The organism is Clostridium sp. 1001271B_151109_B4 (genome assembly GCF_015670405.1).
Classification (GTDB): domain Bacteria; phylum Bacillota; class Clostridia; order Clostridiales; family Clostridiaceae; genus Clostridium.
The window spans coordinates 118,177-138,513 of sequence record NZ_JADPBQ010000001.1 but is presented as its reverse complement, the minus strand read 5'-3'; the positions used below and the strand labels follow the sequence as shown (position 1 = coordinate 138,513).

Below are 20,337 nucleotides of genomic sequence, written 5' to 3'. Positions count from 1 at the left end.
GTATTTGTTATTATTTTACCTTATAAACAAAAATATGTCAAGATTAGTTGTTTGCTATGATACACACTAACTTGCTTAAAAATATTTCATTAATAGTATTTCCTATTTATTTATTTATATTAAAAAAGATATGTAGTTTATAAACACTACATATCTTTAAATACTATTTATTCACTAGCTTTTTTAGTTTCGCCTTTAGTTTTATCTACCATTAATGGTAACTCATACTTGCTTCTAATTTTATTTTCTATTTCAAGAGCAATTTCAGGATTATCTTTTAAATATTGTTTTGCATTTTCTCTTCCTTGGCCTAATCTTACATCCCCATAAGAGAACCAAGCTCCACTCTTTTGAACAATATTTTCTTTAACCCCAACATCAACGATATTTCCTGTTCTTGATATACCTTCATTATACATTATGTCAAATTCAGCTTGTTTAAATGGAGGTGCTACTTTATTCTTCATGATTTTTACTCTTGTTCTGTTACCAACAATTTCATCACCTTGCTTTATTGAATCTATTCTTCTAACATCCATTCTTATACTTGAATAGAACTTAAGAGCTCTTCCCCCCGTTGTTGTTTCTGGATTTCCGAACATAATCCCAACCTTTTCTCTTAATTGGTTAATGAAAACAACAACACATTTAGATTTATTTATAGTACCTGTTAATTTTCTTAAAGCTTGTGACATTAATCTTGCTTGTAACCCTACGTGAGAATCACCCATTTCTCCTTCGATTTCAGCCCTTGGCACTAAAGCTGCTACTGAGTCAACTACAAGTACATCTATTGCTCCAGATCTAACTAACGCTTCTGCTATTTCAAGACCTTGTTCTCCTGTATCCGGTTGAGATACTATAAGATTTTCTGTATCAACACCAAGATTTCTAGCATAACTTGGATCTAATGCATGCTCAGCATCTACGAAAGCAACAGCTCCTCCTAACTTTTGAGCTTCAGCTGCAATATGTAATGCAACAGTAGTTTTACCAGAACTTTCTGGTCCATATATTTCAATGATTCTACCTCTTGGTACTCCTCCAATTCCAAGAGCTATGTCCAAATCAAGGCATCCGGTAGAAATTGAGTCTACATTTAAAGTGCTATGTTCACCTAACTTCATTATAGACCCTTTACCAAATTGTTTCTCAATTTGACTCATCGCATTCTCAATTGCTTTTAACTTATTTTCATCAATGTTTGCCATTAAATAATCACCCTTTCATGAACATTTGTTCTTATGTTTTTAATTATAAAGTATTATTTATTTGTAGTCAACATATATTATAATTTTTATTGAAAAAAGAGTCCTTTCTATACATTTTTTTATATAGAAGGAACTCTTTGAATTATAACCAATTTATTTCATTATTAAACTTTATTTCATAGAAATTGCTGCCTTATTTTTAATAAAATAATCTACACCTGAAATTATTGTAATTATTACAGCTAATATTAATAAAATATTAGGAATATAAGTAAAGAATCCATTTAAAAATGCATTATTACTTACAAAATCAATTGCTGCTTGTGATGATCCAATATTAACTTCTACTAATAATGTTATAATTGCAGCCATTTGAGTTACGGTCTTTATCTTTCCCCACCAGCTTGCAGCAATTACAATACCATCTGATGCAGCTAATGTTCTAAGACCAGAAACTGCAAATTCCCTTGCAATTATTATTACAACAGCCCAGCCAGGTATCATATTTAATTCAACCAATGAAATTAATGCCGCTGTAACTAGCAATTTATCTGCTAATGGATCCATAAATTTCCCAAAATTAGTTATTTGATTTCTACTTCTAGCTATATGACCATCAAGTTGATCAGTAATTGATGCAATTATAAATACCGCTGTTGCAACTACTGAACCATATGGAATATCCCTTACTGCTATAAAAACTAAAAATACTGGAACTAGAAATATTCTAATCATTGTCAATTTATTTGCTAAGTTCATCAAAAATCTCCCCTATTAAATCGTACTCCATAACATCAGTAATCTTAACTTTTATTATATCGCCTATACTTAATCCGCTATGCTTCTTAATATAGATAAGCCCATCGATTTCTGGAGCCATTTCGTAATTTCTACCAATGAAATATTCTCCATTGTTGCTATCTATTATAGTATCATAAATATTTCCTATTTTCAATTTAATTTGTTCTTTAACAACTTCTCTTTGAATAGCCATTAATGCATTTTGACGTTCTTTCTTTATATCCTCATCTATTTGACCATCCATTATTGCTGCTGGTGTACCTTCTTCTTGTGAATATGAAAATACTCCTACATTTTCAAGCTTATAATCTCTTAGGAACGTTGCTAATTCATTAAATTCTTCATTTGTTTCTCCTGGAAATCCTACTATTAGAGATGTTCTTAATGCTATATTAGGAACCTTGTTTCTTAATGTTTCTATTTTATTAATTATAGTTTCCTTATTAGTTCTTCTCCCCATTTGCTTTAACACTTTACTACTTATATGCTGAATAGGTAAATCTAAATACTTAACAACCTTATTGTTACTTGCAATTTCTTCAATTAACTCATCAGTAATTTCTTCTGGATAACAGTATAGTAGTCTAATCCATTCTACTCCATCGATTAAAGAAATTTTTCTAACTAAATCATGAAGCATTCTTTTACCATAAATATCAACACCGTAATCAGTTAAATCTTGCGCTATTAGTATTATTTCTTTTACTCCATTATTAACTAAAAGATTTACTTCATCTAAAATATTCTTTTCTAGTCTACTTCTAAATTTTCCTCTTATTTTAGGGATTATACAATAAGTACAAAAATTATTACATCCTTCTGCTATTCTAACATAAGCTGTATGCTGTTTAGTTGTTAATAATCTAATACCTTCATTAACCCCTTCATCACTGTAAGCTGCTGATGATATTCTCTTATGATCTTTGATGAAATCTAAGATTAATCTGTGTAACTTCATATAATCATTAACTCCCATTAATATATCTATCTCAGGAATTAACTCTAATAATTCATCACCATATCTTTGTGTTAAGCAACCAGTAGCAATTAACATTTTACATTTATATTTATTTTTGTACTCAGCCATTTCTAAAATAGTATCAATAGATTCTTGCTTTGCACTTTCTATAAATCCGCATGTATTTACTATAATTATATCGGCTTCCTTAGCGTTATTTGTAATTTCATAATGTTTATTTATAGCTCCTAAGATTAATTCGGAGTCTACCCTATTTTTATCGCATCCCAAACTAACCATTCCAACTTTATATTTACTCAACTTTTTTCCTCCTAAGTATAAATAATAATACTTATTTTAATTTAACTATCTCATATTTACAAGTATTTTATATTGTTATTCGTTATATCTATCTTCTTTACCAACCAATACCTGTCTTGGTCTGCTTCCATCTTTTTCCGATATTATGCCATGTTCTTCTAGTTCATCCATAATTCTAGATGCTCTATTAAATCCTACTCTTAATTTTCTTTGAAGAAAAGATGTTGATGCTTGTTGATAATCAATAACTAATTTCATTGCTTCTTCTAGCAATTCATCAGTATCACTACTGCTCATTGCACTCTCAGTACTCGATTCACTATTTATATGATTTATAATATCTTCAGAATAGTCAACATCATCTTCAGAATTCTTAATATATTCAACTACATTTTCAACTTCCTCTTCTGAAATGAATGCTCCTTGAACTCTTAAAGGTTTATTTTCACCTATTGGATAATACAACATATCCCCTCTTCCTAAAAGTTTTTCGGCTCCAACTTGGTCTAGTATAGTTCTTGAGTCAGTTCCTGAAGAAACCGCAAATGATACTCTTGACGGAATATTTGCTTTAATTACTCCAGTAATAACATCAACAGACGGTCTTTGAGTAGCAATTATTAAATGCATGCCAGCAGCTCTAGCCATTTGAGCTAATCTACAGATATAATCTTCAACATCATTAGGACATGCCATCATTAAGTCTGCAAGTTCATCTACTATTACTACTATATAAGGTAGCTTTTCTTGTATTTCATCTTTTTCATATAGTTTATTATACGATTCGATATTTTTAACTTTCATTTGAGAGAATAAATTATATCTTTTATTCATTTCATTTACTGCCCAATTTAATGCCCCCGCTGCCTTCTTTGGATCTGTAACAACAGGTATTAATAAATGTGGTATTCCATTATAAACACTTAATTCAACAACCTTAGGATCAACCATAAGTAATTTAACCTGCTCTGGTGAATACTTATATAATAAACTAATTATAAGAGAATTTATACACACTGACTTACCTGATCCTGTAGCACCTGCAATTAACATATGTGGCATTTTACTCAAATCACCAACTATACACTTGCCTGTAATGTCTTTTCCCAATGCAAAAGCTAAATTTTTTGATGTATTAGTAAATTCCTTAGAATCTAATACTTCTCTTAAAAATACTGGAGATTGCTTCTTATTAGGAACCTCTATACCAATGGCTGCTTTACCTGGAATTGGAGCTTCCATTCTAACACCATTTGCTGCTAAACCTAAAGCAATGTCATCTTGAAGGTTAACTATTTTAGAAACCTTAACACCCGGACTTGGTTGTAATTCAAATCTTGTAACAGAAGGTCCCTTGGTAACTTGTACTACTTTTGCTTCTACTCCAAAGTTAGAAAGAGTTTCTTCAAGTTTATTTGCATTATCTATTAAGTCCTTTTTATCTTCATTTTTAAGCTTTAATTTAGAATTTACATTTAATAAATCCATTGTAGGAAAAGCATATTCCTTTTTTTGTACCTCATCTAATTCATTTAAAGATTCCTCAATTTCCTTACTTACAACTTCTTTATCATCATGAGATAAATTCTTGTTTATCTTTTTACTTTCAGTTCCTTTAGGCACTATATATTCTTCTTGCTGTCCAAAATCACTTGAAAAATCTTTGTCTAAATTAAAGTCTTGAAGAGGATTTACCTCTTGCAATTCAGAATTTCTCATAAAATCCAGAATTTGTATTTTGTTATTTATCCCTTTAATAAAATCTTCTTTCTCTCTATTATCGTTTTCTGGAACAATAACCTCAATAGTATCATTAGTAACTTTTCTCTCTGACTTCTTAGAAATTTTACTTTTTTGTTCTTTATCATTGCTTTTTCCTGTTCCTACAAACCCATTTATTAAACTCTTACTCTTAACATAAATATCATATAATGTTATATCCATCAACAAGATACTTCCTATAATGAATAACGTAATATATAATATGTAACTTCCTATGTATCCTATTAACATAGATAAAGGATAGGCTATTATAAAACCTAAGAAACCTCCGTGAATGCTATAGTTAGTTGAAAATTTCATTTCTCTAATTGTATCTATAAATCCTTCACTAATTCCTTCCCCTATAGCAAAATTAATAGAAATAGTACTACAAAATAACCAAATTACTATAGCCATTAACGTAATACTAAAAAACCTCCTGGAATATTTTATGGTCCCCTTTGACTTTATTGTATCTATACCAAAATATATTAAATATATCGGAATTATATAAACAACTACTCCAATAAAATGATACATTACTTTTCGTGTAAATATAGATAAAATCCCAGCTAAATCTGTATATGTTGAAAAACACAATAATATTCCTACAGCAACATATATTATAGCTTTGATATCTCCTTTCTTTTCAATAGATGAATCTTTTTTCTTTTTACTAGTATTCTTCTTTTTACTGCCCGTTCCCATCAAATCACCTCTGTAATCAAAACATCATTTTAGTAAATTTTATTATATTATAGCCTATAAATATTTTAAACATATTTCAAACAAAAAAGAAACTCCTATATGGAATTTCTTTTCATTATTTTCTTATTTTATTTTTCCTCTTCCTTTTGCTTTATTAATTCATTCAATTTATCCAATGCTTCTTTTATGCCTCCAACCTTATCAATTAATCCACACTCAACTGCTTGTTCTCCAATAAGCATTGTTCCCATATCATTCAACAACTCATCTGACTTTAACATCATTCTTTCTAATTCATCTTTATCAATTTTCGAAGTTCTTACAATAAAATTATTAATTCTTTCTTGCATTTTTTTAAAATAATGGAAAGTTTGAGCTACACCTATTACAAACCCATTCATTCTAACAGGGTGCACAATCATAGTTGCTGATGGAGTAATAAAAGAATAATCTGCAGATGTTGCTAGTGGAACTCCAATAGAATGTCCTCCACCTATTACAATAGAAACTGTTGGTTTTGATAATGAATAAATCATTTCCGCTATAGCCAATCCTGCTTCAACATCTCCTCCTACTGTGTTTAAAACAATTAACACACCTTTAACTTTTTCGTTTTGTTCCATTGAAATTAATTGTGGAATTAAATGTTCATATTTAGTTGATTTTGTTTGTGGTGGTAACACAACATGCCCTTCAACCTGACCGATAATAGGTAGTATTTGAATACTTTGATCTGGTCCAGTCATATTAGTGTTTCCTAGTTCCTTAATTTCGGATAGTTTTGCTTGATCCTTTTTCAAATTTTCTTCTTCTCTTTTTTCACTCTCATTCCCAACTTCATTTTCATTGTTCACTTTTCCAGTACACTTCAATTCATTTTCATTTGTATATGTAACATTATAATTAACATCCATAATCTTATCCTCCTACTATTTTTTGCATTTACCCTCTTATATCTAAAACTACAGCATAAAGTATTTTTCCATTTTTATATGTTCCTTCAATTCCAACTACAATTTTTTTATCATAATTAGGAACCCTAATACTTCCTCTAGTCATTTCTAATTCAGTTATTTCATCATCCCATATATATGCACGAATTTTTTTGGGTTTCTCACTAAACTCAAAATTTATTAATTCGCCAGGTCTTACCTTTAATGAAGATTTCTTTAATAAAACCGTATAATCATCATAATTACTACCAGCAAGTTCACTTTCTGTATTTTCATTTGTTATAGTAAAATTATAACTACATAAGTATTTAGTAGAATGTTTCCCTCTTAATCTAACTATTAATTTAGGAATTGCTTCATTTTCTTTTTTAGTATCATTTTGCTTTTTTTCTTCTGTAGTTTTTTCTGGTATACTTTCACCATTTTCAATTTCATTTGCCTTTTTTTCTTCTTCCTTCTTTCTGATATCATCTAATCTTTGCTGATCAACTTTGTGACGTTCCTCCTTTAACTCCTTTTTTACATCTTCTAGCTTTCTATATGGCTCACCCTCACTATTTTCTTGTAATTCTCCTTCCTTACTCTCATTAGGTTCTGAATATACTAAATTACTATTTAAAGTTAGTAATATAGTTAATATTAAGTTAAATAAGAAAAAATTTTTTCGCATGTAACAACACCTCTAGAGTTTCTTTCAAAAATAGTTTTCCCATAATGCAAAAATTAATTTATAATAAATAAAAAAGTGTACTAAAAAGTCAATACACTTTTTAGTACACCTAGCCATGAATTACCAGCATCCTCCACAGAAGAATAATAGTATAATTATCCACCATGCCCAGCCACCACCGCAGCCGCCAAAGCCACCACAGCCGTTACCAAAGCCTCCGAATCCTCCACCACATCCTCCGAATCCGCATCCGCTATTGTTCCATTGATTGCAACATTGATTGCAACATTGATTACAACATGGTTGACAGCAACAATTGTTTCTACAACAGCAGTTTCTTCTACAACACTTCTTTGACATGTTTCTCATCTCCTATCATTGGTACTTTAATATATAGTATTCAATTTCTCATTTTATGGTTCTACATTTCGCAAGATTCTTTTTAGAATGGACACTGTTAATAATTTTTGTTATCATTAATAAGTAAACTTACTCGGCTCAAGTATTGAAATAGCTTATATAAATATGATTTTAAGATAGCAAATTAATAAATATTCTTATAAAAAAAGGAGTGATTAAATGAGTTCAAATAGAAATAGATTAGTAGCACCAAGAAATGTAGTAAACACAAAGATGCTATATTCGTTTTATATATTAAAAGAATTAGCTAAGGGAGAAGTAATGTTCGGTAACAAGGTTCTAGAAACATTTAGAGATGTATTTCAAACTTCTAATTTACCTTTTCCAGTATCATCAAGTACTATTTATGAAACATTTTACGATTTAGAAGAGAAGGGTTACGTAATTAGCAAATGGACAGGTGATGAATTTTTAAATAAGAGAAGTAAAAAAATATATTCTATTACAGATGAAGGTATATACTATTATAAACACCATATTTCAGATTATATTAGCAATTTAGAAAGAACCAAAAGCACCCTTGATTTAATGATTAATATGCTAAAATAATATATTAAAAAGGATGACTTAAATACTTAAGTCATCCTTTTTCCTTTATACCCCATATTACATATCACATCTAAGGATTTTAGTATATCCCTATATCCTTTTTTCATAAGAGAATCAGAATAAAGTTCATTAAAGCTCAAACAATCAATATTCTTTGATAATAATTTAATGTAATTTTCACCATAAAGCTTTATTAAAATATTTTTGAATGAATTTTGGACTATTATTCTATCATTTAAATCCTTGCTGTTTAAACTTTCAATTTTTTTTGAATTCATTTCTAAAACTCCATAGAACTGATAAATATAACTGAGCTCCTTTAATGAGTATTCACCACATAAAGAGGCTATTATTTTGTGATAATCCTTGTACATAGGTATTGAATAAGATACTTCATAACTATCCATTTTCTGAAGCGATCTTACACTTTGGTAAATTGCATTACAAAAATCTAATCTTATTATATTAGCATTAATATATTTTTCCCTTGCACTACAATTTTCCTGATAATTTAAATTTTCTCTTTGAATTTTAACTTGTTCATGTAATGAAACTTTATTAATAAATATACTGCAAATAGCTCCAATTACAGAACCTAAAACTAATCCACCCGCTGAGATTAATGCTGTAACAAGTGCAATCGGCAACAAAACTCACTCCTAATAGTTAATTATAGTTATAGTATTATCATTATTTTTTAAAATATTATTATATATTTGTATTATTTTATATCTATTTCTGTTTTCATGCATAAAATAAATAATAATAAATTTTAGGAAGGATTATTAATTGGAATTGAATTCAATATCACAACCTACACATTATATTAAGAAATTAACTTTAGAAAAATGTTTGAATTGTAATAACAAATTAACTTTATATTTTTTTAAAAAAGATTATAGTTGTTATACTTTTTTGGACATAGTAATTAGAAACACTAAAAATAGAGATGAATTTATTTGTCCATTTACTATAAATTCACCTAATTCTATAACAATTGATTTAAATAATATTTGTCAATGTTTAACCGATTATGAAGGATCACTTTCTATTGTAGCTAAATCATCACATACATTATTTTCTATCATTCCGGTTTTATCAAAGGAAAAACTTATAATTGATAATACTTCACCTAAGAGCCCTTATAAACTATATATTAGAACCCTTGAAAACGGTGAGCTTAGATTATCAAGTATAATAAATAAAAAACTATAGGGGATAATCCCCCTATAGTTTAAATATTACTTATCAAAATTATCTCTTTAGTTAACTTTATTTTTCTAAGTTAACTCTATTTAAATTTAATTTTAATTCGAATATTTCTTCTTTTAAATTTATAATAGTTTCACTAGCATTTTTTAATTCTAATTCTTTTTTATTTTCGATTTCCCTAATTAATTTGTTCTTCTCTTCATTTATTTGGGTAATTTCAGCTGATTTATTCAACAACACTTCTTGAATTCTTTGGTTTAAACTATTGCTATACTCTTTGTATTCTTTTTTCTCTTCATTTAATATAGAAATTTCATTTTTAAATCTCTCATTTTCACTTTCTAAATAATTGATTTTTTCATTAATAATATTTGCTTTAGTTAACTTCTCCTTTAGTTCTTTTATTTTTTCCTTTAATTTATCATTTTCGCTCTTTACCTCTTTGTTATCACTAGATATTTCTGTTAACGAATTAATATGTAGCTGCAAATTTTGAATTATATCAGATTTATCTTTAAGTTCTTTTTCTACAGTAGAAAGAGCTGAGTTAACACGTGAAAAACTATCTTTTATATCATTTAATTCATAATCTCTCTTATTTATTTCATCATCAATTTCTTTGCATCTCTTTTTTAAGTTAGTATTTTCATCTTGAAGTATAGATATAACCTTATCCTTCTTTTTTATTTCATTTTTAAGTTTTGTATCATACTTATCTTCTAAATAAGTAGCCATTTCTAATGAATTTATAAAACACCCTTTTAATGAATCTATTAAAAAGTTAAACCTATCAATTTCGCCTTTTCTATCATTATATTTTTCATCATTTTCTACTATAAAGCTATCATATTGATTTAATAATGTAGTAATCATACTTTCAGCATCATCAAAGCTACTTTGTAGCATATTAAGCCTGTCTTTTGTTGACTTTTTTAACTTTAACCCCTTTGTTTCTATTTTTTCCTCTATAACCACAGGTTGAATATCTTGAATTTTTTCTTGATTTTCAGTAATTTTTTCATTAATTTCTTTAATTTCGTCCATTTTTAAAGCACCTTTCCTTCTTAAGCTTAGTTAACCAAAGTTAACCGAGTTAACTTTGGTTAACTTTGTATTTTTATTATATCATATAAAAAGTGTATTTTCTACGAAAATTTAACATAATTTAATCCAAAAAAAACTGCGCACATTCCCGAATGTGCGCAGTTTTTTCTCTAACCCTTGATTTTAAGCCATTTCTATGGTATTATATTTTTACGAAAATACAAAATGCGCAGTTTTAAAGTATAAAAAGCGCAGTTTTATTTTTAAGCAAAATCGATTTGTACGAGAAAGGAAATTTTAAATGGATTTAAATGATGAAATGCTCGATATGATGAAATTCTATGAATTTTATAAAAAAATGAGAGCATATGAAGAGAAAAATGAGTTTACTGAAAAAACACACAAAATTAATATAAAAACAGAGGGAGCAAATGAAATTTCTAAAAAAATGCCTCCAAAAACAGAGGGAGCAATTTTAAATAATAAAAAAGACCATGAAAATGATGAAATTATAAAAGAAGAGGGTAAAAAAAAGAATTATAAAGCAACTAGACCATTGGAAGTTGAAGAATACGAAGAAATTATTAAATTGTGTAAAGAAGGTTTTACATATACTGATAAAAACACAGGGAGACAAAAAAAATTTAGATCAAATCCATCTTTAGCTTTTGCATTAGCACTTCAAGCAACTCTTGGATTTAGAGCATCAGATATAGTTAATTTAAAAGTTTCAGATTTTAACAGAAGTAAATTTGCTATAAAAGAAATAAAAACAGGTAAATGGCAAAATAGAGACTTAAATGATGTAATGTATAATAAACTATTAGAATATGTAGTTACTAATAATTTAGATAAAGATGATTTTATTTATCCTAATAAAGTTAGAAACATGCAACAACAATTAAAAATAATAACTGATTATTTAGGATATAAAAATATAGGTACCCATTCATTCAGAAAACTTTTTGCTCATACTTTGTATGAAGAATCTGGGCATGATATAGAATTAGTTAGACATGTATTAAATCACTCTGATATAAAAACAACTATGCGATATCTTGGAGTAAGTATGAAGAAATTAAGAGAGATGAGTAACAAGATAGACTTCTCTTATGCCTTATAAAACGGATGGAGCAAATATTTAAATAGTATTATTTATAACCCCCAGTAAACTAAGAAAGCATGGTAAAGAAATAATAAATAATTTTAATATATTATAAAATAAAGGATGTCCATATGTACATCCTTTATTTTATAATTGTCTTCATTTTCAAAAAGGAACTCCTTAGCACTTTTAAAACCTGAAAATAAATATTCTGTTTTATTATTTTTAGCCCACTCATTTATAAGAGCTTCCATGTAACAAATCTGCACACTTTCATCTTCACAATAAGCAATTCTTAATTTTTTTCATTTCATTCCCCACTTAATTTACAATATTATCTTCTTGATTTCCCTGTAATTTTATCTATTGATATCTTGTAAATAGAGACTTTATCCTTCGCTGCATCTATATACTTCATTCCAGCTTCTTTATAATCGTTACTATACTTATTTATAAACTCCTCTAATGCAATTCTCTTATCAAATTCATCAGATATATGAGCTTTTCCTAATACAACTACACTTTCATAGTTTTCAGAAAATCTAGAAGGCAACACTTCTGTATCACCAATTACTGTAAAACACACTTTAGGATTCTTTTTTATGTTTTCACTCTTTTGTCCTGATTCGCAAGTTCCATGAATATATATAATTTTATTTATTACAACATAATTTACTGGTACTGCATATGGATAATCATTTACACTAGTTGATAATATTCCATATTCACCTTTCATCAATATTTCCATAGCTTCATCTTCTGTAAGTTGTCTGTCTTTTCTTCTCATTTCTTTTAACATATTATTTCTCCAGTTTACATTTATAATTTTGGCTTCGTAATATTTTCCAGTTGATGTTATAATTATATACTATATTTTACAAAGTAAAAAGGAGGCATATCTATTCCCCCTTTAAATCACCATATTCAAGTAATAAGAATAACTTTTAATACTTGAAATAATAAAATATATTTTTAACTATACTGCAAATTGTTATTAATCTTTATAAATTATTAAATGCTATCTCTCTTTAATACTTCCCTTGCTCTATATATAGAATCCTTAGCATTATACCAAGGTTCATTTGCATATCTATAATCAAATTTATTAATAAACCACTCTAAGTCACTTTCTAATTCCTTACAATATTTCATTTGAACATTAGTTATTTCTTTCTTAAATACTTCATAGTCTTTTTTGCTAAACTTTTCTTTGGCTGAATTAATTAAAAGTTTATTATGTTTGAAACAAAAAAAATCTTGCGATCTAAAGTTTTCTCTAAATGATTCTTTATTTTTCCACAAGTCTAAAGTAATATCAATATCACTATTCATAGCCTTTAAATTTACTTTTTCGCAAACAAAGCATTTCTTTTCATTAGCTTTCTTTATAAAAAATTTACTTACTTTATTCTCAACTTGTCCACTTTCCATTTTTCTTATTTCTAATGTAACAAGTTTTTTTAACATTATTGCCATTCCTAATTTATCTCTCATATCTTCCATTTTACTCATATGATAATCACAAAAAGTATACTCATCTCCAAATTTCGGAAAGAATTCTAAATCCATAACTAAATCCGTAGATATTGCATTTAAAACTTGATTTTCAAACTCTTCTATGCATCTACATAATGCACACTTTTCTTTTTTCTCAAAACTTTCGTAAATCCTAATATGCTCAATACTAAGTTTCTCTAATTCCCTTTTATCCATAAAATCCTCCATTTTAACATTTCAAAACTTATTTTTTTTTCTTTAATGCCAATAATACTTTTTCACATGTTACAGGGAGCTCATAAAACCTAATATTAATAGCATCATAAATTGCATTTAAAATAGCTGGTGCTGTTGGAATCATAACTGGCTCACCTATTCCCTTTGCTCCATAAGGACCTGTTGATTCATTTTCTTCAATAAAATATGTTTCTATATTTGGCATATCCATAGATGTTGGAATAATATAATTTGAAAAATTAGTATTTTTAATTTTTCCTTTATCTAAATTAACTTCTTCCATAATTGCATATCCAATCCCCATAGAACATCCACCTTCAACTTGTCCTTCTGCTAAAGTTGGATTAATAATTTTTCCACCATCATTTACTGCAACTATTTCTAAAATATCAATTTTACCTGTTTCAGTATCTACATTAACAGTAACTCTCTGAGCACAAAATGTATAAGGCCAGTAAGGATTACCTTGACCATCTTCATTTATTTTAGAGGTACTTGCTTTAAAGTAGCCCTCCTCTAATATAGCAATATTCTTTTGGAGCATTATTTGTAAAAGTAATTTTAACTCTAAAACTGTTTCAATCTTTTGGTTTTTATCTATAATCTTATTAATGTTATATCTTAATTTCTTACATGCATTTAAAACGGCATTTCCAGTATTATATGTTTGACGACTTGCAGCTGCAGTTCCCGAATCCATCATTAACTTAGTACTAGTATTAATTATTTTTACTAAGTCTTTATTTATATTAAGAGCTTGCGATGCAATTTGCCACATTACGCTTTCTCCCCCTGAACCAACATCAGAAACTTCAACATAAATTTTTATAATTCTACTTTCCTCAATTTTTGCAATTGCTCTTGATTCATCAGGAAATCCATTACCATATCCCGTTCCATAAAATATAGTTGAGTAACCAACACCTTTCTTATTCATCTAACTCCCCTCTTATAATTCAATATTATCTATGGAAGCCAATTTACTTATACATTCTTTAATTCCAACACTCTTATCAAAAATTTGACCAGTAGCAGTTTCACTTCCACATTGAAATGCATTAATATTTCTAAATACTAATGGATTTATATTAAGTTTTTCTGACAATATATCCATTTGTGATTCATATGCTATTGGCACTTGTGCTGCACCAAATCCCCTCATTGCTCCACAAAAAGGATTATTAGTATAAACTGCATAAGCTTTAATATCAACATTTGGAATTTCATAAGGACCTGTTGCATGTACAGCCGCCTTTCTTATAACATTTATTCCCCATGAAGCATAAGCTCCAGTATCAGCATAAATTCTAGCTTTTAATGCACATAACCTTCCATTACTTTTAACTGCTGTTTTATAGTACATTTTCATTGGATGCCTTTTACTATGAGAAATAGTAGATTCCTCTCTACTATATATAATTTTAACAGGTCTTTTAGTTATATAAGAAGCAATAGCTGCATGACATTGAGGATTAATATCCTCTCTTGCTCCAAAGGCTCCCCCAATGGTCATATTAATAACATTAATATTTTCTTCCTTCATATTTAAACATCTTGCAACTTCTTCCCTATCATAATGAGGATATTGTGTTGCAATATACAAATCTAAAGTATTATTTATGTCATTATAGTTTGCTATTGTACATTCTGGTTGCATAAAAGCATGCTCAGTCATTTGAGTTTTATAAGTATTTACACTAATAAATTTAGCTTCTTTAAATCCTTCATCCATATTTCCTTTATTTATTTCTACAGAAAATAGAATATTATTTTTCTCACCTATTACAGGAGCATCTTTTTTCATTGCTTCCTCAATAGAAAATATACCTTTATATTCTTCATACTCTATTTTTACTTTTTCTAAGGCTTCTTTTAAATTCTTCTTATTATTAGCTATTACTAATAAAATGCAATCGCCAACTCTTTTAACTACGTCTTTAACTAAGATTGGTATATCCTTAAATATAACACCATGACTAGTTGATCCTGGAATTCTTGAATAATCTATTACATCAATTACTCCATTAAGCTTTTTAATTTCATCTATATTAATATACTTTATCTTCCCATATGCTATGGTACTTCTTTTAACCCCGGCATAAAGCATATCTGGTAATTCTAAATCATCTGGAAATAATGCTTTTCCTAATACTTTTTCATATGCATCAGGTCTTATTATACTTTTTCCAATCAAGTTAAAACCTCCTAAAGCATTAGTAACACTTTGTATTTAATTTTTCTTCAGCTAAAAGAACAGCTTTAATTATCTTTGCATATCCTGTACATCTACACAAATTTCCACTTAAAGCCTTTTTTATTTCTTCTTCTGTTGCTTTAGGATTTTTATCTAATAATGCTTTTGCACTTAATATCATTCCTGGTGTACAATAACCACATTGCACTGCACCAACTTCAATAAATGCTTCTTGAATTGGATTCATTTCATCTGTACTTAATCCCTCTATAGTAATAATCTTCTTACCATCAGCAGAAGAGGCCAACATTAAACATGAATTAATTGCTTTTCCGTCTACTATTATTGTACATGCCCCACATTCACCTTCACTGCATCCTTCTTTTGTTCCTTTAAGTTTTAAGTCATCTCTTAAAAAATCAATTAACCTTATAGATGGATCAATACTTCTTATATAATCTATACCATTTACATTAATAGAAACCCTAATTACAAACACCCTCTATCCCTAATGCATTATTTATAGCATGCTTGTACACGCCTTTAACTGCCTCCCTCTTAAAATCTGCAGTATTACGACCTTTAATATTATTGTAAACTGATTGTTCTAATTCATTTAATACATCATTATCTAATAAACTTGCTTTATTTTTATTTAGCAATAAACCTTCTAACTGCGTGATTTTAAAAGGAAATCTCCCTGCTGCACCAACTGCAATACTTATGTTTTTAATAATATCATCTTGAATGTTTAAGCTTACAGCAACATTAATTCTTGCTATTGCTAGTGAATTCCTTTTACCTAACTTATAATACCCACTATAATTATTTTTTTTAGGTATTATTAACTTAGTTAATATTTCACCAGGCCTTATTTGTTCTTTTTCATAATTTTCAAAATATGTTTCTACTTTTATCTTCCTAGTTGCTTTTATAGATTCAATAACCATTTCGCTATCTAAAGATATTAAACAAGGAATAGAATCTGCTGCTGGTGCTGCATTTATAACATTACCACCTATTGTAGCAACATTTCTAACTTGTGGAGAACCCATATGTTTACTACATTCATATAAAACATTAAAATATTTTCTTACTTTTATGTTTTCCTCTAACTCTGCAAATGTAATCATAGAGCCTAATGAAACAAAGCTTTCATCTTCTTCAATTAAATATAAATCTGAAATCTTACTAATATCTATAATTTTAGTTAATAAATCTGATTCTTTTCTTATACTTATTATTAAATCAGTTCCTCCAGCCAATATTTTAGTATTTTCATTGTTAAATAATAACAGTTTGGCTTCATCTAAAGTTTTAGGTTTATAAATTTCCATAGTTATTCACCTACTTTAGTGTGATTTAAAATTTCAACTAATCTTTTTATAATCATCTTTTAAAATTTTGGTTCCTTTACTACGTTTCCACGTACATATCTTTCTATTATATTTTTTACTTTGCCTTTATATAAGAATTTTTGAATTCTCTCTTCTAGAGATAAATCATTATTAATATTTAACTCAATATCATCAATAACCAATGCATCAAATTCATAACCTTCTTCAAAGCTACCTACTTTTCCAAAGAATTTTCCCCCGCCCTTTGTTGCTAAATAAAATAACTCTGCTGTTGAAAGTTTTTCATCTGTTTTATTGCTATAAATCCATTTTAAATTAGATACTTGAGCTGAAGACACAATAACTTCTGGCATTGATAATGTATGTCCACCAGATATATCTGAAGCTAGTCCTACATTTATACCTTTTTTAATTAATTTTCTAATAGGTGCAATTCCACTAGATAAATTTAAATTTGAAGTAGGACAATGAGCAATAAAGGCCTTATTTTTTGATAATAACTCTATTTCATCCTCATCAAGCCATACGCAATGTGCCATTATTGTTTTATTTTTTCTAAATAGCTTTGCTTTATAATATACATCAGAATAATTTTTAGATTCTGGTTCTAAAATCTTTACAAATTCAATTTCATTTGTATTTTCGCATAAGTGAGATTGTACTGGCAAATCATATTTTTCTGCAATATCTCCTAAGCCTTTAAGCATTTGAAAACTACATGATGGTACAAATCTTGGTGTTATTATTGGTTTAACTAAGCTGTATTTATTTACATATTCCCTTGCTATTAGCTCCGTTTCTTTTAATGATTGCATAGTATCTTCTTTTAAAGCATCTGGACATTCCCTATCCATATTTACTTTACCTACATATGCACCAAGTCCAGCTTCATTAAATAAATCAAACAATAATTTTGTACTTTCTTTATGTATAGTGCTAAAAACACAACATCTTGTAGTTCCAACATTCCATAGTTCTTTTATTAGTAATCTATATACCCTTTCTGCATATTTCAAATTGCTATACTTTGACTCTTCTGGAAAAGTATATTTATTTAACCAAGGAATTAATTCTTTATCTACACCTAATCCCATATTAGGAAATTGAGGTGCATGTAAATGTAAATCTACAAATCCAGGTATAATTAATTTTTCCTTATAATCTATTACTTTTATATCTTTATAATCAAATGGTAGTTCATCATAAATGCCTTTTACTATACCATCTTCTATTATAATTATTTTATTTTCTTCAATTTCAAATTTTCCAAAATCCTTTGTATATACTAAATTCCCCTTTAACCCATATATGTTTTTCAAAATAAATTCTCCTCTCATTTGTTCATTTTTTTTGTAATAGTGACTTTTTAGTTGCCATAAAAATTTTTTGATATCCTGTACACCTACATAAATGTCCTGAAATTTCACGTTTAATTTCTTCATCTGTATAATTATTTCCACTCCTAACTAAGGAGGTAGTTGTTAAAACAAGTCCAGGAGTACAAAAACCACATTGAATAGCTCCTTCATCAACATAAGCTTGTTGAACATTACTTAACTTCCCATTTTTAGATATACCTTCTATAGTCTCAATCTTTTTCTTATCAGCCCAAACAGCTAAATAAATACAGGAGTCTATAGGTACATTATCTATTAATACAGTACAAGCACCACATTCCCCAACAGAACAACCTCTCTTTACTCCAGTTAAAAATAACTTATTTCTTAATACATCTAAAAGAGATTCTCTTATATCGACTTCTAAATTATATTCTTCACCATTTACATTTATATTTATCTTCTTCATTTTACCATTATTCACAAAAATTCACCTCACTATATGTGAAATTTTCCTTCATTATTTTTTTTATTAGAGTATTAATTAAATGTAATCTATAATCTTTAGATCCTCTCCATGAATTCCTTGGGCTGGATTCATTCATTGCAATATTTGCAATACTATCAATAACGCTTTTTGAATATTTCTTACCTATACCATAAGATTCAGCTTTAATGCATCTTAATGGAGTTGGAGCTGCAACTCCTAAAGCTATTCTTAAATCATTTATTTCTCCTTTATTCTCCTCACAAACTATAGCTACTCCTAGCATTGATATATCTAATGCATTTCTATTAGTAAATTTTATATATTTACCTTGTTTATTAATATATTCTTTTTCCTTAATTAGTACTTCTGTTAATATTTCATTTTTATTTATTTTCACTTTACCTGGTCCATTATAAAAATCTCTAATTTCAACAATTCTTTCTCCATTAACACTTTTAAGTTTTAATAAGGCATTTAATGCAAATAGGGAAGGTGCGCTATCTGCTGAAACCGCTCCATTGCATATATTCCCACCAACAGTTGCTATATTTCTTATTTGTGGTCCGCCCATAGATACTGCAGCTTCACTTAATATAGGTATTCTTTCGTTTATTATTTTATTTCGAAATATATCAGTAAAAACAGTTGCTGCTCCAATCGCAATAGTATTATCCTCTAAAAGCTTTATACCTTTTAAGCAATCAATATTACGTATACTAAGTAAATTTGCGCCTTCCATTTTGCCACGTCTCAATTTAATCAATACATCAGTACCACCACATATTATTTTTAAGTTATTATTTTCCTTTAATAACTTTAATGCTTCTTCTAATGTTTCTGGCTCTTTCAATTCATTAATATCAAACATAATATATCCCCCTATATTAATCCACATTCTTTAAATTTTTCAAATACACTTTGAGGATTCATAGGTATTTTATTAAAAGCTACTCCAGTTGCATTTAAAACTGCGTTTCTTATAGCTGGAGCTGGTGAAATTGTAGGATTCTCTCCTAATGACTTTTGACCAAAACTTCCCGCTGGATCAATAGTTTCAACAAAATCAACTCCTATTTTAGGCGTATCTAAAATTGTTTGAAGTTTATAATCCAATAAATTATTATTTAATGGTTCGCCTGTTTTTTCATCAAATAGCATTTGTTCACTTAAAGCATAGCCAAGTCCCATACTTACTCCACCTTCAACTTGTCCTTCCGCTATTTTTCTATTTAATATTTTGCCTGAATCATGAACATTATAAATTTCTAGTACCTTTATCTTGCCTGTTTCAATATCAACTTCAACTTCCGCAAAAGTAACACCATATGCTACGGCATTAATTTTTATATTTTCTGATATATCACTAGTAATTGGATTTGCAAATTCCCTATCATAATATGACTCTAATGCTATATCACTTAACGAACAAATTTCATCACCTAAGTTTTTTTCTATTATGACTCCCTCTTTTATGTCTAATTCATCTATATTCAATCCACTTTTTCTGCTTG

Annotated in this window: 21 protein-coding genes and 1 pseudogene (1 of these 22 only partly in view); 3 read left to right on the top strand and 19 right to left on the bottom strand. The window is 28.2% G+C overall.

Annotated features, from left to right (window positions below; all coding sequences use genetic code 11):
- Nucleotides 1–167: 167 nt before the first annotated feature.
- The 7 genes from recA to I4V63_RS00640 form a co-directional block, all read right to left on the bottom strand.
- Nucleotides 168–1,211 (bottom strand): recombinase RecA, encoded by a 1,044-nt coding sequence (gene recA, locus I4V63_RS00670; RefSeq protein ID WP_195999385.1) that lies wholly within the window; start codon nucleotides 1,209–1,211, stop codon nucleotides 168–170.
- A 171-nt stretch (nucleotides 1,212–1,382) separates the two neighbouring features.
- A complete protein-coding gene (gene pgsA / locus I4V63_RS00665; protein ID WP_195999384.1) occupies nucleotides 1,383–1,970 on the bottom strand; it encodes a CDP-diacylglycerol--glycerol-3-phosphate 3-phosphatidyltransferase in 588 nt (195 codons plus the stop codon).
- The gene (gene rimO / locus I4V63_RS00660) at nucleotides 1,954–3,291 is read right to left on the bottom strand and encodes a 30S ribosomal protein S12 methylthiotransferase RimO (RefSeq protein WP_195999383.1); all 1,338 of its coding nucleotides are present in this window, start codon (nucleotides 3,289–3,291) and stop codon (nucleotides 1,954–1,956) included. Before rimO ends, pgsA begins: the two co-directional genes overlap by 17 nt.
- Nucleotides 3,292–3,366: 75 nt before the next feature.
- Nucleotides 3,367–5,760: a DNA translocase FtsK gene (locus I4V63_RS00655; protein ID WP_195999382.1), complete on the bottom strand. Its 2,394-nt coding sequence runs from the start codon at nucleotides 5,758–5,760 to the stop codon at nucleotides 3,367–3,369.
- 128 nt (nucleotides 5,761–5,888) lie between these two features.
- Complete coding sequence (locus I4V63_RS00650) at nucleotides 5,889–6,674, bottom strand: ATP-dependent Clp protease proteolytic subunit (RefSeq protein ID WP_195999381.1); 786 nt, start codon at nucleotides 6,672–6,674, stop codon at nucleotides 5,889–5,891.
- A 28-nt stretch (nucleotides 6,675–6,702) separates the two neighbouring features.
- Nucleotides 6,703–7,383 (bottom strand): hypothetical protein, encoded by a 681-nt coding sequence (locus tag I4V63_RS00645; protein WP_195999380.1) that lies wholly within the window; start codon nucleotides 7,381–7,383, stop codon nucleotides 6,703–6,705.
- A 120-nt stretch (nucleotides 7,384–7,503) separates the two neighbouring features.
- Complete coding sequence (locus tag I4V63_RS00640) at nucleotides 7,504–7,743, bottom strand: ground-like protein (RefSeq protein ID WP_195999379.1); 240 nt, start codon at nucleotides 7,741–7,743, stop codon at nucleotides 7,504–7,506.
- Nucleotides 7,744–7,962: 219 nt separating this feature from the next.
- Between I4V63_RS00640 and I4V63_RS00635 the strand changes: the two genes are divergently transcribed.
- Nucleotides 7,963–8,352 carry a PadR family transcriptional regulator gene (locus I4V63_RS00635; protein ID WP_195999378.1) on the top strand — a complete coding sequence of 130 codons (390 nt, stop codon included), beginning with the start codon at nucleotides 7,963–7,965 and terminating at the stop codon, nucleotides 8,350–8,352.
- A gap of 26 nt (nucleotides 8,353–8,378) precedes the next feature.
- Here I4V63_RS00635 and I4V63_RS00630 read toward each other — a convergent pair whose 3' ends face one another.
- The gene (locus I4V63_RS00630; protein ID WP_195999377.1) at nucleotides 8,379–9,002 is read right to left on the bottom strand and encodes a hypothetical protein; all 624 of its coding nucleotides are present in this window, start codon (nucleotides 9,000–9,002) and stop codon (nucleotides 8,379–8,381) included.
- A 139-nt stretch (nucleotides 9,003–9,141) separates the two neighbouring features.
- Between I4V63_RS00630 and I4V63_RS00625 the strand changes: the two genes are divergently transcribed.
- Nucleotides 9,142–9,567: a hypothetical protein gene (locus I4V63_RS00625; protein ID WP_195999376.1), complete on the top strand. Its 426-nt coding sequence runs from the start codon at nucleotides 9,142–9,144 to the stop codon at nucleotides 9,565–9,567.
- A gap of 57 nt (nucleotides 9,568–9,624) precedes the next feature.
- Here the strand turns inward: I4V63_RS00625 and I4V63_RS00620 are convergent, their stop codons facing one another.
- Nucleotides 9,625–10,608, bottom strand: a complete 984-nt coding sequence (locus I4V63_RS00620; protein WP_195999375.1) for a hypothetical protein — start codon at nucleotides 10,606–10,608, stop codon at nucleotides 9,625–9,627.
- A gap of 301 nt (nucleotides 10,609–10,909) precedes the next feature.
- On the opposite strand from I4V63_RS00620, the gene I4V63_RS00615 reads away from it, so the two are divergent.
- Nucleotides 10,910–11,731, top strand: a complete 822-nt coding sequence (locus I4V63_RS00615) for a tyrosine-type recombinase/integrase (RefSeq protein WP_195999374.1) — start codon at nucleotides 10,910–10,912, stop codon at nucleotides 11,729–11,731.
- 316 nt (nucleotides 11,732–12,047) lie between these two features.
- On the opposite strand, the gene I4V63_RS00610 is transcribed toward I4V63_RS00615, so the two are convergent.
- The 10 genes and pseudogenes from I4V63_RS00610 to xdhA form a co-directional block, all read right to left on the bottom strand.
- The gene (locus I4V63_RS00610; RefSeq protein ID WP_195999373.1) at nucleotides 12,048–12,512 is read right to left on the bottom strand and encodes a pyridoxamine 5'-phosphate oxidase family protein; all 465 of its coding nucleotides are present in this window, start codon (nucleotides 12,510–12,512) and stop codon (nucleotides 12,048–12,050) included.
- A gap of 212 nt (nucleotides 12,513–12,724) precedes the next feature.
- Complete coding sequence (locus tag I4V63_RS00605; RefSeq protein WP_195999372.1) at nucleotides 12,725–13,426, bottom strand: DUF6062 family protein; 702 nt, start codon at nucleotides 13,424–13,426, stop codon at nucleotides 12,725–12,727.
- Nucleotides 13,427–13,454: 28 nt separating this feature from the next.
- Nucleotides 13,455–14,384, bottom strand: a complete 930-nt coding sequence (locus tag I4V63_RS15875; protein WP_195999371.1) for a molybdopterin cofactor-binding domain-containing protein — start codon at nucleotides 14,382–14,384, stop codon at nucleotides 13,455–13,457.
- A 12-nt stretch (nucleotides 14,385–14,396) separates the two neighbouring features.
- On the bottom strand, nucleotides 14,397–15,641 hold the full coding sequence (locus I4V63_RS15870) for a molybdopterin cofactor-binding domain-containing protein (RefSeq protein WP_195999370.1): 1,245 nt from the start codon (nucleotides 15,639–15,641) through the stop codon (nucleotides 14,397–14,399).
- A 19-nt stretch (nucleotides 15,642–15,660) separates the two neighbouring features.
- Nucleotides 15,661–16,140, bottom strand: a complete 480-nt coding sequence (locus tag I4V63_RS00590; protein ID WP_195999369.1) for a (2Fe-2S)-binding protein — start codon at nucleotides 16,138–16,140, stop codon at nucleotides 15,661–15,663.
- Nucleotides 16,127–16,978 (bottom strand): FAD binding domain-containing protein, encoded by an 852-nt coding sequence (locus I4V63_RS00585; protein WP_195999368.1) that lies wholly within the window; start codon nucleotides 16,976–16,978, stop codon nucleotides 16,127–16,129. Before I4V63_RS00585 ends, I4V63_RS00590 begins: the two co-directional genes overlap by 14 nt.
- A 59-nt stretch (nucleotides 16,979–17,037) precedes the next feature.
- Nucleotides 17,038–18,318, bottom strand: coding sequence for a guanine deaminase (guaD, locus tag I4V63_RS00580; protein ID WP_195999367.1), 1,281 nt, complete (start codon nucleotides 18,316–18,318; stop codon nucleotides 17,038–17,040).
- A 22-nt stretch (nucleotides 18,319–18,340) separates the two neighbouring features.
- Nucleotides 18,341–18,805: a xanthine dehydrogenase subunit XdhC gene (gene xdhC / locus I4V63_RS00575; protein ID WP_195999536.1), complete on the bottom strand. Its 465-nt coding sequence runs from the start codon at nucleotides 18,803–18,805 to the stop codon at nucleotides 18,341–18,343.
- A gap of 7 nt (nucleotides 18,806–18,812) precedes the next feature.
- Entirely contained in the window at nucleotides 18,813–19,694 is an 882-nt protein-coding gene (gene xdhB, locus I4V63_RS00570; protein ID WP_195999366.1) for a xanthine dehydrogenase subunit XdhB, read from the bottom strand.
- Nucleotides 19,695–19,705: 11 nt separating this feature from the next.
- A pseudogene (gene xdhA / locus I4V63_RS00565) lies at nucleotides 19,706–20,337 on the bottom strand (xanthine dehydrogenase molybdenum-binding subunit XdhA); it runs 1,716 nt beyond the window's last position.

Bases quoted from the DNA above. Each gene is read 5' to 3' on its own strand.
- recA (WP_195999385.1), bottom strand. From the start codon at position 1,211: ATGGCAAACATTGATGAAAATAAGTTAAAAGCAATTGAGAATGCGATG.
- pgsA (WP_195999384.1), bottom strand. From the start codon at position 1,970: ATGAACTTAGCAAATAAATTGACAATGATTAGAATATTTCTAGTTCCA.
- I4V63_RS00655 (WP_195999382.1), bottom strand. From the start codon at position 5,760: ATGGGAACGGGCAGTAAAAAGAAGAATACTAGTAAAAAGAAAAAAGAT.
- I4V63_RS00650 (WP_195999381.1), bottom strand. From the start codon at position 6,674: ATGGATGTTAATTATAATGTTACATATACAAATGAAAATGAATTGAAG.
- I4V63_RS00645 (WP_195999380.1), bottom strand. From the start codon at position 7,383: ATGCGAAAAAATTTTTTCTTATTTAACTTAATATTAACTATATTACTA.
- I4V63_RS00640 (WP_195999379.1), bottom strand. From the start codon at position 7,743: ATGTCAAAGAAGTGTTGTAGAAGAAACTGCTGTTGTAGAAACAATTGT.
- I4V63_RS00635 (WP_195999378.1), top strand. From the start codon at position 7,963: ATGAGTTCAAATAGAAATAGATTAGTAGCACCAAGAAATGTAGTAAAC.
- I4V63_RS00620 (WP_195999375.1), bottom strand. From the start codon at position 10,608: ATGGACGAAATTAAAGAAATTAATGAAAAAATTACTGAAAATCAAGAA.
- I4V63_RS00615 (WP_195999374.1), top strand. From the start codon at position 10,910: ATGGATTTAAATGATGAAATGCTCGATATGATGAAATTCTATGAATTT.
- I4V63_RS00610 (WP_195999373.1), bottom strand. From the start codon at position 12,512: ATGTTAAAAGAAATGAGAAGAAAAGACAGACAACTTACAGAAGATGAA.
- I4V63_RS00605 (WP_195999372.1), bottom strand. From the start codon at position 13,426: ATGGATAAAAGGGAATTAGAGAAACTTAGTATTGAGCATATTAGGATT.
- I4V63_RS15875 (WP_195999371.1), bottom strand. From the start codon at position 14,384: ATGAATAAGAAAGGTGTTGGTTACTCAACTATATTTTATGGAACGGGA.
- I4V63_RS00585 (WP_195999368.1), bottom strand. From the start codon at position 16,978: ATGGAAATTTATAAACCTAAAACTTTAGATGAAGCCAAACTGTTATTA.
- xdhC (WP_195999536.1), bottom strand. From the start codon at position 18,805: ATGAAGAAGATAAATATAAATGTAAATGGTGAAGAATATAATTTAGAA.
- xdhB (WP_195999366.1), bottom strand. From the start codon at position 19,694: ATGTTTGATATTAATGAATTGAAAGAGCCAGAAACATTAGAAGAAGCA.